We start from the raw sequence: 15,491 nt of genomic DNA on the forward strand, positions 1-15,491 counted from the left end.
TTTTCAAAGTTCAAGACCAATACAATACCAATAATGGTGCAGTAAATTTATATTTTTGTTGACAAATTGAACCATATATATACAATAAAGGAAAGGAGGAATTTCCATGGATATAGGTTTTGTTCTTGGAATTTGTTCGTTTTTAGGATTTATTGCTTGCTTAATCTGGCTTATTGTTATGGTTGCTCAAAAGCGAAGCAAGAGATACAGTTTAATTGGAATTGGAGTATGCTTTGTTTTATTTATTGTCGCACTTTCCATTCCATCCAGTAAAGAGAGTGTTACAGTAAATACAAAAGCACAGTCAAGCAGTATTGCAATATCGAATAGAATGGCATCATCAAGCAGTACAGAATTTACAAATAATGACGATTATACAGCATACACAGAGCAGGAAGATTTGAGCAAAAACGAAGAATATATTACGAAAGACGAATACGACAAAATAAAATCTGGAATGACATACGCACAAGTCGTAAAAATCGTGGGAAGCGAAGGAGAAGCATATTATGAGTCTGGAGATAAAGGAACGGATGATTATGTAGTTAATTATATGTGGCATGGGAAAGACGGATTCAGTACAGCATCTATTACTTGCACGGGAAAGAGCCAAAAGGTGATAGCAAAGTCACAGGGCGGCCTGAAATAACAAAATGCGGGGTGAAATTGATCACTCCGCATTTGCTTTATTTGGCTAAATGGTATTGCCTTGCAATCTCAGTGTTTCCGCGCTCAGCAGACTCGGCAATAATGCGGTCATCGGTATAGAGAGCAATTCTCATGTTACGGATTGCTTCTTCAAGTCTATCTATTCGCGCAAGAATTTGCTCAGTATAATCTGTTCCGCTGTTATTGCTTTTAGAATTACGCAGAATTCCCTGTGCGATCTGTGAGAACACTTGGTCGTTTAGAGGAAGTGCAGCTTCGGGGCCTGCTTCACCTATACCGATAATAGATGGAGAATTGAACAAAGCACCTTTTGCGTGCCACGATACGCTTAGAGTTGGAATTCCGGGAAGGCCAAGCCAGCTCAGCGCATCTGCAGCCCAGCTAGGAGTTTCATATGTAATTGAGAAATGTGGCAGTTTAATTTTTGGCAGGCTGATCTGAGGCCATTGAATATTTTTGAATGGGGCTTTTAAGCTTTCAATGGCATCTTTCGCTAACTTATCCCACTTTTCCTTAGTGAACCACGGTTTCACGTTGTTATTCCACCATTTTACTGGTCCCCAAGAATTCCAACCAGATTGAAATTCATTCCATTTTTGCTGAACGCCCTTTAGTGCTCCGCCAACCTTGTTCTGAATCTCATTCCAATTGATGGCTACCGTTGAGACAAGACCTGCACCGCCAGCAATTATCATTCCGATTCCAAGAGGTAGCATAACCCCAGTACAAACAAGTAAAACGCCCAGAGCAAGCAAATTTCAATCCACGCTCCCGCATGGGGAGCGACCTTATACATTGCAGACAATGCCTTTGTAGAAAGTATTTCAATCCACGCTCCCGCATGGGGAGCGACCGGAACGGGATTTCATCGGCTGGCTGCTGAAACAGCGCGGAATTATTGACGAGTTGAAACAGGACGATTGAAAAATCAAAGTCAAGATATACTTGATGAGAAAATATCTCAACTTAATGTATCAATTTTGTATTTTTGCCGGTAAAAGGCTTTTGCAAAACTCAATATGCACAGTATAAATGCAGCAAATATTCCTACAAAGCCACAGACGAATCTCCACTCATGCCCAGAAAGCTGGAAACCGGTCACTATTCTGATCGGATTAAAAATATTCCACGAGTTGAATCGCAAAAATCGTCCTATATAAATTGCTATTCCACCCAAAATTGAGCATATAAAACGTAATAGTAGATTTTTACCTTTCCCATATTTATTTATGAGGATGTTTTCAAAAATCATTTCTGAATTAATTCCATTCATAATTCCATATAAAATCCCTAAAACAATTATGACTCCTTTTGACCATAATAGAAGATTATCTGAATATATGATCTGAGGCTGTTCAACATAGGGAATACCTTTTACTACTTGAAAAAAAGCATCTCCTGTAAAATGAACAATATCTGTTGCCATATAAAACGTATTGGGCCAGAAAATAATCCAAAGTAATGCCCATAATATCCAAAAACGCTTATGATTACTTAAAGAAGAAACAGTAAATTGTGAAAAAAGCACAGGTAAAAATGATAAAAAGGCATTCCAAACTAACATAATAAAAAGGCCGCCATTATCTGATAAATACCATAGTACAAAATTGCATAGCGAATACAGTATAAAGAAAATTAAATGCGGCCTTGAATGCTGAACTTTTATCATACCGACCTCTCCTTATTTGTTTCATTTTACTACTTAAAAAATATATAGTAAAGAGGTCAGAGGATCATAAATCCACTGACCTCCTGAAATTATCGAAATAGACTACTTTAATCCAGTCTTGTCCGTTGGAACCAATTTATTTTTCACAATTCGTCTTAATTTCCCGGACTTGACTAATGAATTTCAATCCACGCTCCCGCATGGGGAGCGACTCGGCATCGGCCCGCTTCCACAAAATTGACAATCAAATTTCAATCCACGCTCCCGCATGGGGAGCGACCCTTCTTCCTCGGCGTCTTTTTCTCTGTTTTTTCTATTTCAATCCACGCTCCCGCATGGGGAGCGACCCGCCCGCTCTTTTAGCGGGCGGTTATCAGAGAGATTTCAATCCACGCTCCCGCATGGGGAGCGACTCCCAGTTCTTGACTTTCTTTTTAAGAGCATCAGTAATTTCAATCCACGCTCCCGCATGGGGAGCGACATTTCGCGGCGGTCGTTATAGCCGATATGGGCCACAGAATTTCAATCCACGCTCCCGCATGGGGAGCGACGGTTGCATACATGCCATGCTTTCTTATTGAAGGCAATTTCAATCCACGCTCCCGCATGGGGAGCGACCCGGATTCCTGTTTGAAGATTCAACCCCAACAGTATTTCAATCCACGCTCCCGCATGGGGAGCGACTTGTCGCAATTGTCATTCATCTTTGGCAGACAAATATTTCAATCCACGCTCCCGCATGGGGAGCGACTTGTCGCAATTGTCATTCATCTTTGGCAGACAAATATTTCAATCCACGCTCCCGCATGGGGAGCGACGCTCACCTGGATGGCATAGGCGGTTTCAGAGGGCTCATTTCAATCCACGCTCCCGCATGGGGAGCGACTTTTTTTGAGATAAAAAATTAGTAATTATTAAATTTCAATCCACGCTCCCGCATGGGGAGCGACCAAATATAATCCCCTTCCGCACTAGCAAGCATTATATTTCAATCCACGCTCCCGCATGGGGAGCGACAGGATGAAACTGAATATACAGTAATGGTGGTAAGATTTCAATCCACGCTCCCGCATGGGGAGCGACGCTAAGAACACCCACATCATTTGTTCTGCTCACATTTCAATCCACGCTCCCGCATGGGGAGCGACTTAGCACCATCTTCGTACTGCTTTGCTACATCGAGATTTCAATCCACGCTCCCGCATGGGGAGCGACTATCCAATACCATCAGTGATTGGTTCCAATTGTATTTCAATCCACGCTCCCGCATGGGGAGCGACGGGAACAAATCGAGCGGTTTGCCCGCAGGTCAGCATTTCAATCCACGCTCCCGCATGGGGAGCGACTCGTTATATTTAGTCCCAAATGTGCCGGTCAGCATTTCAATCCACGCTCCCGCATGGGGAGCGACAAAACAGATTGAACTAATTTTTATGCCCAAAAGGGCTTTCAATCCACGCTCCCGCATGGGGAGCGACGTGCCGAATCGCGTTTTTGTCGCCCTCAAACTCAACTTTCAATCCACGCTCCCGCATGGGGAGCGACGCGGCACATAATAACGGGCGACTGACTGTCAGAATTTCAATCCACGCTCCCGCATGGGGAGCGACCAAATATAATCCCCTTCCGCACTAGCAAGCATTATATTTCAATCCACGCTCCCGCATGGGGAGCGACAGGATGAAACTGAATATACAGTAATGGTGGTAAGATTTCAATCCACGCTCCCGCATGGGGAGCGACGCTAAGAACACCCACATCATTTGTTCTGCTCACATTTCAATCCACGCTCCCGCATGGGGAGCGACTTAGCACCATCTTCGTACTGCTTTGCTACATCGAGATTTCAATCCACGCTCCCGCATGGGGAGCGACTATCCAATACCATCAGTGATTGGTTCCAATTGTATTTCAATCCACGCTCCCGCATGGGGAGCGACGGGAACAAATCGAGCGGTTTGCCCGCAGGTCAGCATTTCAATCCACGCTCCCGCATGGGGAGCGACTCGTTATATTTAGTCCCAAATGTGCCGGTCAGCATTTCAATCCACGCTCCCGCATGGGGAGCGACAAAACAGATTGAACTAATTTTTATGCCCAAAAGGGCTTTCAATCCACGCTCCCGCATGGGGAGCGACGTGCCGAATCGCGTTTTTGTCGCCCTCAAACTCAACTTTCAATCCACGCTCCCGCATGGGGAGCGACGCGGCACATAATAACGGGCGACTGACTGTCAGAATTTCAATCCACGCTCCCGCATGGGGAGCGACCAAATATAATCCCCTTCCGCACTAGCAAGCATTATATTTCAATCCACGCTCCCGCATGGGGAGCGACAGGATGAAACTGAATATACAGTAATGGTGGTAAGATTTCAATCCACGCTCCCGCATGGGGAGCGACGCTAAGAACACCCACATCATTTGTTCTGCTCACATTTCAATCCACGCTCCCGCATGGGGAGCGACTTAGCACCATCTTCGTACTGCTTTGCTACATCGAGATTTCAATCCACGCTCCCGCATGGGGAGCGACTATCCAATACCATCAGTGATTGGTTCCAATTGTATTTCAATCCACGCTCCCGCATGGGGAGCGACGCGGCACATAATAACGGGCGACTGACTGTCAGAATTTCAATCCACGCTCCCGCATGGGGAGCGACCTGTATTATATATAATTTTCCGGCGGGGGGCGCGGATTTCAATCCACGCTCCCGCATGGGGAGCGACTGGAATTGTTTGTAATTTCTCTACTTCGTTTTCTGTATTTCAATCCACGCTCCCGCATGGGGAGCGACGTTTCACATGAGCTGCGGACACACCCAAGAAATTATTTCAATCCACGCTCCCGCATGGGGAGCGACCTCATTCCGACGGTCATGTGACAGTCAATCGAACATTTCAATCCACGCTCCCGCATGGGGAGCGACATGCCTTCTCCCTATCGCTCATTTCTGCCAGGGTAATTTCAATCCACGCTCCCGCATGGGGAGCGACCCGGTTGTTATCCTGGCAGAAAGAAGGATTTGTATATTTCAATCCACGCTCCCGCATGGGGAGCGACCGTGAATTCAACCACGGGAGGAAGCTGGCGTGATATTTCAATCCACGCTCCCGCATGGGGAGCGACCTCCGCTCCTGGGGAGGTTCATGCGCTTTGTATAAATTTCAATCCACGCTCCCGCATGGGGAGCGACGAAAGAATCGCTGTGTGATGATTTTAAATCTGTACTATTTCAATCCACGCTCCCGCATGGGGAGCGACGAAGGTGGATGCCTACCTGTGTCAGTCATAGATATTTCAATCCACGCTCCCGCATGGGGAGCGACCTCATTCCGACGGTCATGTGACAGTCAATCGAACATTTCAATCCACGCTCCCGCATGGGGAGCGACGCATGCAACACGAATTTAGCCAATGAGATAGGCGATTTCAATCCACGCTCCCGCATGGGGAGCGACGACAAGACATTGAGATATTACGTAAGTGTTCAGAAATTTCAATCCACGCTCCCGCATGGGGAGCGACACTAACGCAACGTTAACCAATGCAGACTTAATGATTTCAATCCACGCTCCCGCATGGGGAGCGACCCCCTTTAGGTCCTCCACCAGCCCCAAACATCATATTTCAATCCACGCTCCCGCATGGGGAGCGACCAGGAGTACTCCACCAACCACACATATTCCAAAAGATTTCAATCCACGCTCCCGCATGGGGAGCGACCAACCCCATTTCTAACAAAAGCGGGATGAACCTTATTTCAATCCACGCTCCCGCATGGGGAGCGACATTGTTCCCCAGCCGTCTGTTTTGACCGCATCCAAATTTCAATCCACGCTCCCGCATGGGGAGCGACCCTGACCGTTTCATCCTGCATGGCACAACCGCAGATTTCAATCCACGCTCCCGCATGGGGAGCGACCACGGCAGACGGAAAAGGGAATCCAATCGATACCATTTCAATCCACGCTCCCGCATGGGGAGCGACGAATCAGCTTAGCGACCAGCGTAGTTTCAGCCGTATTTCAATCCACGCTCCCGCATGGGGAGCGACATGATTTCGACGTTTCTACGGCGTTTGCGAATAGATTTCAATCCACGCTCCCGCATGGGGAGCGACCCGGATTGTCCCGTTGACGCCCTTCAGCGCGGACGATTTCAATCCACGCTCCCGCATGGGGAGCGACAGTAGGCAATCGATATTCAAAATCTTTCCGCCAATTTCAATCCACGCTCCCGCATGGGGAGCGACCGGAATAATAGCCGGCTCATTTTAATATTATTGCCAATTTCAATCCACGCTCCCGCATGGGGAGCGACTTACTCGCACGTAAAGCAGCTGACATCCCGGAAATTTCAATCCACGCTCCCGCATGGGGAGCGACGCGAAAAGCTGACAATTAAGTGAGGCGATAAAAATATTTCAATCCACGCTCCCGCATGGGGAGCGACGTCTTTGGTCATCCCAATCCCACGTAGAGCTTCACATTTCAATCCACGCTCCCGCATGGGGAGCGACCCGGGAAGGGCTTTGGCTTGGTAGACGCGAAATTTATTTCAATCCACGCTCCCGCATGGGGAGCGACGCTTTCCGTGGCACATTACGCGGACAGTATTCAAATTTCAATCCACGCTCCCGCATGGGGAGCGACTTGCGCAGCAGCCCTGCAAATCCGGGCTGGACAGTATTTCAATCCACGCTCCCGCATGGGGAGCGACAGCAAAAAACTCCAAATATGATATATTATTTATTTTGAAATTATGTAAAAATGCTAAATAAGGACAAACTCGGATGGATATATCGGCTGAAATTTTCATCAATCTTGCATAATTAGAATTAATATTTGGTGCGAAGGAGGTAGAAGAACAATGTGTGCTTCTGGTTCGCACCCAATGTCATACAATTAATGGGTCCTCTACGTTAAAAGTTGGTTTTGCTCCAAAATGCTCAATTTTTGTTCTATAATGATCACCAAGATAGTAAAAACGTAGGCTGTCCTTTTCAGGATTAATCACCTGCTCAAGCTTATGTTTAACTGTGCAACACAGAGCAGGATCCATAACACACTCAAAAACTGAATTCTGTACACGCTGGCCATAGTTGACACAGATTTTTGCTACTTTTCTAAGTCGTTTCTTGCCAGCTTCCGTCTCCGTATTCACATCATACGTAATCAGAACCAACATCAATATCGCCTACTTCCATAAAAAAGGTGGGTAAGCGTCTAGGTCTCCCCTCAGATATCTCGCCAGCAAAAGTGCTTGTGAATAAGGAACAAGCCCCCATTCAATTTTTTCGTTGAGCATAGGATGTGTAATAAATTCTTGCTTCCTCCCTTGCCAAGCAATTAATATCTTTTTCCGAGTGTCATCGGCAATCAATACTGCTCCATTCTCTTTCTGAACAAATCCATCGCTACTGACCTGACGAGTATTAATGAGAGTCAGGACAAATCGGTCTGCAAAAATTGGGCGAAATTCTTCCATCATATCTAACGCAAGAGACATGCGCCCTGGACGGTCCCGGTGAAGGAACCCAACATATGGATCAAGTCCTACGGTCTCGAGCGCAGCAGCAGTGTCGTGGGCTAGCAGTGTATAAACAAACGACAAAAGAGCATTTACATTATCCATAGGTGGACGTCGGTTCCGGGTACGAAAGAAAAATTGTTCTTTTTGTTGCAGGATCAAATCGTCTAAAACAGAGAAATAACATGTGGCGGCTTCTCCTTCGATGCCTCGTAGCTCATCAAGTGTTTTCGTAGCTGAAATCTGTTTAAGTGATTCAGCTATCAGGCTGGATACATGCTTTAGCTTCTCTGTGTTCAACCGTAGGGCATAATCGCGTGCTGCCCTCTCGATAACCCACCGAGAATTAAACAACTTTCCCGTAATCATTCCCTTCGCAATGGCTAAACTTTTTTCTTCACTGTCTGAGACTCGGTACTGTTCTTTCCGCAATAATACATTTCCCTGTTTCATGCCGCAGACCCGTGCAAGAAACCGTCCGTGCATCGTAAGAAAACTCAGAGCTACGCCGCGCTCGGCACAGGCACCCATCAAAGCCGGACTGGCGCCTGTGTATCCGAACGCTACAATTCCGTCGAGATTATGCAGTGGAATTCTCCGCAGTTCATTTCCGCCTTTTTGGATGACTATATTTTCACCGTCCAATGACAGGTACGCATCTGGAGTTGTCACATATAGTGTGTTTCCGAGAATTCTCATAGGGTTTCCCCCAGTCGCTTTTGAACATATTCCGCCGCAGAACTTACCCGGTAAAGTCTTGGCAGGCACAAATCTTTAAGCGAGCAGGCGTTGCAACTTTTACTTGGTTTTACGCGCGGAGTATATTTGCGTTTGTAAAGTTCATGCATTTCCGTCAGCAGTTGTGTTACTCTTTTTCGAAGGGGATCGCCCAACACGACCGCAGTTCGCCGTGCTGTTTCACCATAATAGATGTATGCTTTTTCGATACGGTCGCACAGCAGCATTTCTTCCAGACACATTGCCTGGCAACAAAGTTGCAAGTTGTCGGCGTCATTTTCTTTCGGCCGACCCCGCTTGTATTCAACCGGGACGGGAAGCCATTTGCCTTCCCGTCCGGCAAGTTCTATTCCTTTAGGCGACGCATGGAATTCTACAACATCACAAACTCCGCTTACTCCCAGCTTGCGCGAAAAAACTGCCATCCCGCGTGAAATAATTCGATCCACACGTTTCTCCGTAAAGAATGGATCATGTGCGTTGTCGTGAAGAATATGTCCTTCCACAGTGCGAAGATTTTCATCCCATTGCATTTCGATGTATGCCAACGCCCACTGACGGCGGCAGAAAGCAAAATGCTGGAGGCCTGAGAGATTCAGATAATCCTCTTCCTTATATTCCATTGTAAACATCGGGCGTCAACCCGTCCAGAGAATCTACGGTGATATCATAGTAATCATCCAGCCTAAACGGAAGGCCTCCGCTGGGGATTCGCTTGCCTTCTTTCGGCTTAACATGTAGGGTGCGGTGAACCTTAGCTGATGAATACTGACCGGATTTGCAGTTATGTTTCCACCAATAAACCCGGCAGACTTCCATGCTTCCATCGGGTCTTGCGGAAGAGCAGTCATTTTCAAACAGCGTAATTAATGCCTTATGGATGTATTCCGCATCTTCTTCGGCGAAGCCGGTCTTTTCCGCGAGCTGGCAGTTAATGCTGCCGTAAAACACATAAACGCCAAACGGAACGGTGTGCTTCATGCCCATGGTGTCAGGGGATTTTTTATCTCCTGTTACGCTGTTGACACTCTTCGTAATCTTGATGCTCGAAATATCGATCGGCTGAACGCTGAACGCGGGATGAATCGAAACCGGCCCCCGTACTCCAACCGAAACGTCCTCCCCTCTGAAGGCGAACACCTGGCCGAAGCTTCTCACGTCAATCCATGTTTTGCACGCAATCTGTGCAAACTTTTCCGGGTCTTTTTCCTTTTTTAATTCCTCAATCGAGTCGGCGCGCTCCCGCAGGCTTTTAAAAGAATCCGTGCGCTTATCATCGGACTGGACAAAGACTGGCAGGCCCATGTCGAGCAGGCGGTTACGGATTTTCCGCTTGATGCAGACATCTGAAATTTCTCCGTAGCCGTCATAGGTTTCGCGAGGACGGTTTCCGTTCAGAGGGTCACCGTTGGGGTTTGCGTTTTTTACGGAAAGAACCACCGCAAAATCAATTTTGTTCGCAAGAATACTCATTGTTTTTCCTCTCCTTCGCTATTCATCATGGTTTTTTCTCGGTTGGCTTCATACTCTTCATGGAATTTCTGCATCTGGCAGGCATAGCCCAAAAGATAGAGCTCATTCAGCGGTTCATTGGTGAAATCCTCTTTGGCGATTTTTGAAATGACCTCATTCAATTCCTCGCGATAACGAGCCCCTCTTTTGCCAAGCCTCTGCAGATACGGTGAAAGCGACTCATATAATGTTTTCCACATCCTTGCGGGGTGCTGGCTGAAAGCCATTTGCATCCGTTCCGCATTGGTGCTTCGCTTTTCGCCCTGCAAGTTGAGCGCATAGCTTTCCAGCTGCTGCGCATAGGCAAGCGCCCGCCCAAAAAGATAATTCCGGTCGGTTTCTTCGGTATCTAACGCCATTTTCCATCTCTCCTTGTACTCATCTGTTTTCAATATTCCTAAATTTTCCCTGTCGTTGTGATATTTCCGAATCAGCGCGCATGCAACGGCAAGCGTTTTTCCATTGTCATTTTTGTCAAGCCCCGCCGGATTCGATGCGCGCCTTGCTGCGTTAAGCATGATGTCCTGCGGCAAGGCCGCCCGATCGACAATGCACGGCAAAAGACGCTGCACGGTACTTTTTTTCAGCTTGTCGTTTATTTGTCTTCCGTAAGCCGCTTCTGCTATGGTCTCCGGCGACGGTGCGCCGATAAACGGAATCGGTTTTGCATTTTTTCCAAATGCCTTTTTCGGGAATTCTTCAAAGCGCCACCGGCAAGTTTCATGCCAGAACCGGATTCGGTCCACAAGGTCCTTCTCCGGCATTTCGCGGTAGTAAAACACCGAAAGCCGTCCGGGCGTAGCAGAATCCAGTCCGAGGATGCAGGCTTCTTCGCCGCCTTTCAGCTTACCGCCGTACCCCGCGATGGCGTTGCGGAATCTTTGGGCAAAATCTTCGCCTGTCGTAATAACGGGATTATCCGGTTCAAGGTCGAACAAAACATCCAGCGAATTTTCGCAGAGGTCCGGCGTCTTTGCGCCGTCTGTCCGCCATGAAAGAATCACTTGATCCCCGTTAAAATACGCCTGCCGCTGGATAAGCCATTTCAGCGCATTGTGTGCCTTCTCGTTTGTTTCCCTTCCGATGGAGTAGGCCTGCGACGGCGTTTCAAATCTGCCCCGGTAGGTGAATCCGGATGTATCGTTTGCGGAAATCAGCTTTGCCCCGTCGCCGGGACGCCGGATATACTTGGGGCTAAGCTCGGAAACCGGCATTTTTTTGCCGAGTATATAGCAGAAGTCCGTTTCCGTGGACAAGCTGTTTTGGTAATCGATGTAACTCTGCCAGACCGATGGGTCCTCCCAAATGCGGCTGTGAAGATCTTCCGAACCATCTGCCGGAACCACCTGAAACCGAACAAATGCATTAGCTTGGTCGCCCGCAACCGCTTTGAAAATCGGCGGTGTATCATCGCCGCCCTTCCATTTTTCCGGCATATTGCCCGATTCATCGACATACAGAACGCCGGCGGCGATGAGGTCATGCATCAGGCAGCCTTTTTTCAGGTATTTCAGCACAGCTTTCACCTTCGGGTGGGCATAAGGTGAACTGCACCATTCGGAAAGCTGAGCAATATATTCCGGGTAACGCTCTTCCTTCAATTTTCGGTATTGTATATAGTCACCGGAAAGATAAGTCAGATTGTCGAACAAAGGGTGCGCAACAGGCTTGCTTGTCCGTGCCGCCGATTTTTCCGTGCAGGGAATCAGCGTCGTGCGCTCCCGCTTGTCCTCCAAAACTCGAGCCGTGCGAAAGCAGCCTTCCGTGTCGATCGTCGCTTCAATCTGAGCCTGCTGCGTCATGTGGTAAATCGGCATCAGAGGCGTTTGATTTTCATCCTCCACAACACCGACGAGGCTCTTGCAGTTTTCGTAGGTATCATACAGTTTTTGCATCCATCCCATTGTATCCGGCCTCCTCTGCTAGAAAATCACAACAGGTCAGATTTTTACCCTCAGAAAATTGTTTCGGTTTCTGCTTTTTCACCGTGCGGATAACCGGACACTCCTCCGGCCGGCAAAACTCAATGACGCCGTTTCGCATTTTCGGGTACCAGAACCGAGCCTGCAAAAGATTCTTGCCGTTTTCGTCCGGATAAGTGAACCCGTGGAACATCAAACCGAAAGAAAGCTCCGGCAGGTCGTCGAATGCACCCTTTCCGCTTCCGAATTCACACGGCTCTACGTATGCCTGGCATTCTCGCGTTCCGAGAAAAACGTCGCGTCTGCCGCCGCATTCAATCATGCGCTTGGCAATAAAATAGTGCTTGTTCTCGTTGCGGTCATTCGCGAGGTCCGGCCGGTTTTCATTCCATTCGAAATGTGCCTTCACTTGGTAGGCGACATCGGTCAGATAGGTATAGATGGAAAGCGTATTGCCTCCCCCGTAATTGATTGGCCGGATGCCTTCGGAGCGGCTTGTGATGGGCTTTAAGACACGTACCGCATCGATGTACCACATCAATGTAGGCTTCCAATAGATGGATTCCGTCACCCCCTTGAGTGCCTGATAAGTCGGCACCTGATAGCTGCACTTTTCACCGCCTGCCCGCGTGATGGGATCGCTGAAAAGCGCCATTCTCCCATAGACAAGAAAACTTACGCTGTTGCTGTATTTCACACCGATTCTCCTTTCCGCTGCTTAAACAATCAGTGAATCCATTTCTTCGCGTTGCATCTGCACTCCTAAATCCATGCTGTAAAATTCCTTTCGAAGCACCATGACGCCGACATCCTCGATGATGTCAATGGCACGAAATTCTTCGAGTTGACTTCTTTCATAGGGAAATAAATTGACAGAATAACGCTGCGCCTGCCTGAGAAGCTTCGGAAGAACAGACAAATCCGGTTTTGCGTAGAGTTGCTGAATCAAGTCCTCTCCTGCCCCGTAAGGCACGATGACATCGGTGCCGCTGTTGTCAATTGCCTGAAAAATCCTTCCTGCCGTCGCATACGCCTGATGAATTGGGTGTGCCGGAAGGCTGACTCTGTGCTCCCTAGTGAACTTCTTTGCCAGAGAGTTAACCGACAGAAGGTCGAACAAGCTTGTCGGTGCGAAAAGAGCCGGGTCGTCTTTTTCCGTTACGGGGTAATTCAACTGTGCCCTCTGCAAATCAAAATAGTAATGATAGTATCGTCTTACCGCCTCCGGCGAAAGCAGCTCCTCATGAAACTGTGCGGAGTTCCCGCGGAAATCCTGAAGGACTTGGTCGGCAGCTTCCTGCGCCCTTTGGATATCCTGCAAACGGGAAAGATTTTCTTCCGCACATCGCACCAGGAACACATCGCGGCAGGTTGATTCCCCGTGGCGGTTGCAGCGCCCGGCCGCTTGAGCGGCGCTGTCAAGCCCGGCAAAAGAACGCACCACACACTGGAACGACAAATCCACTCCCGCTTCAATCAACTGCGTGCTGACACAAATCATCCGATTCGCCCGGGGTCTTCCGTCCGCAAGCCTGCTCTGAATTTCTCGAATCAAATCCATGCGGTGCTGGGCGCATTGGCTGGTAGTCAGGCAAAAAATCGGAATACGCTCTTCCGGAGGCTGTTGATTCATGCGTTCCGTCAGTGAGCGATACACTGCTTTCGCCGCAGCTTTTGTGTTGAAAACCATAAGGAGATTATCACAAAGCGCCAGCCGCTCCAGCGCAAAGTCCGCCAGCTGCTCCGCAGACAGCGGGCCGTCAGATGTTTTGTCGACGGTTCGGGTGCGGCGGAAGGCAGCAAAGGTTTCCTCCAGCCGGCTTGTCATCTGCGAGGGCTCACCGAACAAAAGCGGCACCGGAATTTCCTCCGATTCCGGCTGTGTGGCTGTGCACAGCACTACGGAGCAGTTGCAGGCATAAGCGAGGAAGTTCAAAGCGGCATTGAGCATGTCCGTGCATTTGACCGGGAACGCCTGAAATTCATCCAAAATAATCACAGAGTTTGCCAAGCTGTGCATCCTGCGGGCACAGGCGGAACGGCCGTCAAACAGTGTGTTGAGAAACTGCACCGCTGTTGTCAAAATCATCGGTGTGTTCCACCGCTCCGTAAGCAGCCGATACCGCGCCGCTACCTTCGCATCATCCGTGTCAACTACTACGTCGCTATGATGCTCGAGCAGTATCGTATCGTCGTGAATTTTCAGCGCCTTGCGAATTTCTTCGGCGTTTTGATCCAAAATGCTTTTATAAGGAGCGATATAAAAAATGCGCTCTTTGCCGTTCTGTTTTGCACAGTTTAGGGCATAGCGCAAAGAAGCCATTGTTTTCCCGGAGCCGGTAGGCACAGAAAGGCGGAAAATACCCGTAGCATGACGGCTGAAAGCATAGCATTGATCGGAAATTTCGCGGCGTTTCCGATTGATTGGGGTATCTAGGGGAAAATTCTTCAAATGTTCTTCCAGATTTGCGGCAAGCCTACTCCAAAGCTCCGGCAAATTCGGTTCCGGTTCCGCTTTTTGCTGTGCTTCAAACAGGAATGTGTCATAGCGGTCAGCATCAATTAAGCAGCTAAACAAATATCTCTGAATGAGGCCAAGCATAAAGTAAAAAGTCTGATTCCTTGTCGCAGGCGGGATTTCTCCGCAGATATTGCGTATTTTTGTACAGAAATTTGCTGTTTCCTTCTGTGCTTCTTGGAACAGCAAGGTCAGGCTCTCCCGAGGAATATCCCGAAAAAAGCCCTCCAACGCTTCTTCGTAATGAACTTCTTTTTCCGGCCAAGCACGGCGGTGAAGATTATCCGAAGCATCCACTCCGGTCACATCCGGCAGCCCGCTGTGGTGTGCACAGATCGCCGTCGCTAAAAATTCAGCCGTCAGTTTTTCAATCGCACTGTTACTTTCCCCCATCTGCAAACTGTATCTTGCGCCGCAGAATGAATGAGGGATTTTTCCACGCAGGGACTCGTTGCTTGTCTCTAAATACTGTTGAAACGCATTGGTCGCTTTTCCGCTGTCATGCAGCAGTCCAACAAGCCTTCCGAGCTTTGCCATCCCGATTTTTTCGCAGTATTTTTCGCAAAGCCGCGCTGTTTTTTCGCTGTGCTCTGCCAATGTTTGTTCCCGGCGAGTAACGGGGTCAATATGCGCTAATATGACGGAGGAATTCATCATTTTCTCTCCTTTTCCATGTCAGCAAATGTACCCGCAGTTAAGCTAATTCTTCCAAAATAAATCGAATTATTCAAATAAAATTAATCTTTTTTCACAGTATATACTTCTAATTTGCAATATTCAAGCAGTATTCCCAGCAAGTCTTTTCAAAGTACCAAAAAGTGGTCTCTTTCGGCAATCCTGTGACTAAATAAGCAGTTAAAAAAGCCATATTATCCGCCTAATCACCGGATAATATGACTTTTGCTGTTTTTATACGGAGCTTTCCTCG

The 15,491-nt window shown here is 48.0% G+C and carries 10 protein-coding genes and 1 CRISPR repeat array; of the genes, 1 reads left to right on the forward strand and 9 read right to left on the reverse strand.

Annotated elements, in window-relative coordinates:
- Positions 1-106 precede the first annotated feature (106 nt).
- Positions 107-649, forward strand: a complete 543-nt coding sequence (locus NOG13_RS07495; RefSeq protein ID WP_283109950.1) for a hypothetical protein — start codon at positions 107-109, stop codon at positions 647-649.
- A gap of 37 nt (positions 650-686) precedes the next feature.
- On the opposite strand, the gene NOG13_RS07500 is transcribed toward NOG13_RS07495, so the two are convergent.
- The 9 genes from NOG13_RS07500 to cas3 all read right to left on the reverse strand — a co-directional run bounded on the left by NOG13_RS07500 (position 687) and on the right by cas3 (position 15,220).
- Positions 687-1,424, reverse strand: coding sequence for a hypothetical protein (locus NOG13_RS07500; RefSeq protein ID WP_283109951.1), 738 nt, complete (start codon positions 1,422-1,424; stop codon positions 687-689).
- Between the two features lie 206 nt (positions 1,425-1,630).
- Positions 1,631-2,338, reverse strand: a complete 708-nt coding sequence (locus NOG13_RS07505; RefSeq protein ID WP_283109952.1) for a DUF1361 domain-containing protein — start codon at positions 2,336-2,338, stop codon at positions 1,631-1,633.
- A 180-nt stretch (positions 2,339-2,518) separates the two neighbouring features.
- Positions 2,519-7,063: direct repeats of the CRISPR family, unit length 32 nt; unit sequence ATTTCAATCCACGCTCCCGCATGGGGAGCGAC.
- A 177-nt stretch (positions 7,064-7,240) separates the two neighbouring features.
- Positions 7,241-7,531, reverse strand: coding sequence for a CRISPR-associated endonuclease Cas2 (cas2, locus tag NOG13_RS07510; RefSeq protein ID WP_283109953.1), 291 nt, complete (start codon positions 7,529-7,531; stop codon positions 7,241-7,243).
- Between the two features lie 9 nt (positions 7,532-7,540).
- Positions 7,541-8,572, reverse strand: a complete 1,032-nt coding sequence (cas1c, locus tag NOG13_RS07515) for a type I-C CRISPR-associated endonuclease Cas1c (RefSeq protein WP_283109954.1) — start codon at positions 8,570-8,572, stop codon at positions 7,541-7,543.
- The gene (gene cas4, locus NOG13_RS07520; RefSeq protein ID WP_283111176.1) at positions 8,569-9,234 is read right to left on the reverse strand and encodes a CRISPR-associated protein Cas4; all 666 of its coding nucleotides are present in this window, start codon (positions 9,232-9,234) and stop codon (positions 8,569-8,571) included. Before cas4 ends, cas1c begins: the two co-directional genes overlap by 4 nt.
- The gene (cas7c, locus tag NOG13_RS07525) at positions 9,224-10,084 is read right to left on the reverse strand and encodes a type I-C CRISPR-associated protein Cas7/Csd2 (RefSeq protein WP_283109955.1); all 861 of its coding nucleotides are present in this window, start codon (positions 10,082-10,084) and stop codon (positions 9,224-9,226) included. Before cas7c ends, cas4 begins: the two co-directional genes overlap by 11 nt.
- Positions 10,081-12,027, reverse strand: a complete 1,947-nt coding sequence (cas8c, locus tag NOG13_RS07530) for a type I-C CRISPR-associated protein Cas8c/Csd1 (protein WP_283109956.1) — start codon at positions 12,025-12,027, stop codon at positions 10,081-10,083. Before cas8c ends, cas7c begins: the two co-directional genes overlap by 4 nt.
- Positions 12,002-12,742, reverse strand: a complete 741-nt coding sequence (cas5c, locus tag NOG13_RS07535; RefSeq protein WP_283109957.1) for a type I-C CRISPR-associated protein Cas5c — start codon at positions 12,740-12,742, stop codon at positions 12,002-12,004. The genes cas8c and cas5c overlap by 26 nt, the downstream gene beginning before the upstream one ends.
- Before the next feature lie 21 nt (positions 12,743-12,763).
- Positions 12,764-15,220, reverse strand: coding sequence for a CRISPR-associated helicase Cas3' (gene cas3, locus NOG13_RS07540; RefSeq protein ID WP_283109958.1), 2,457 nt, complete (start codon positions 15,218-15,220; stop codon positions 12,764-12,766).
- Positions 15,221-15,491 lie beyond the last annotated feature (271 nt).

It is taken from the genome of Thermocaproicibacter melissae, assembly GCF_024498295.1.
Lineage (GTDB): Bacteria > Bacillota > Clostridia > Oscillospirales > Acutalibacteraceae > Thermocaproicibacter > Thermocaproicibacter melissae.

What these genes read in the sequence shown, in the direction of transcription:
- cas7c (WP_283109955.1), bottom strand. Translation starts at nt 10,084, where the DNA reads ATGAGTATTCTTGCGAACAAAATTGATTTTGCGGTGGTTCTTTCCGTA.
- cas8c (WP_283109956.1), bottom strand. Translation starts at nt 12,027, where the DNA reads ATGGGATGGATGCAAAAACTGTATGATACCTACGAAAACTGCAAGAGC.
- cas2 (WP_283109953.1), bottom strand. Translation starts at nt 7,531, where the DNA reads ATGTTGGTTCTGATTACGTATGATGTGAATACGGAGACGGAAGCTGGC.
- cas1c (WP_283109954.1), bottom strand. Translation starts at nt 8,572, where the DNA reads ATGAGAATTCTCGGAAACACACTATATGTGACAACTCCAGATGCGTAC.
- cas3 (WP_283109958.1), bottom strand. Translation starts at nt 15,220, where the DNA reads ATGATGAATTCCTCCGTCATATTAGCGCATATTGACCCCGTTACTCGC.
- cas4 (WP_283111176.1), bottom strand. Translation starts at nt 9,234, where the DNA reads ATGGAATATAAGGAAGAGGATTATCTGAATCTCTCAGGCCTCCAGCAT.
- NOG13_RS07505 (WP_283109952.1), bottom strand. Translation starts at nt 2,338, where the DNA reads ATGATAAAAGTTCAGCATTCAAGGCCGCATTTAATTTTCTTTATACTG.
- NOG13_RS07495 (WP_283109950.1), top strand. Translation starts at nt 107, where the DNA reads ATGGATATAGGTTTTGTTCTTGGAATTTGTTCGTTTTTAGGATTTATT.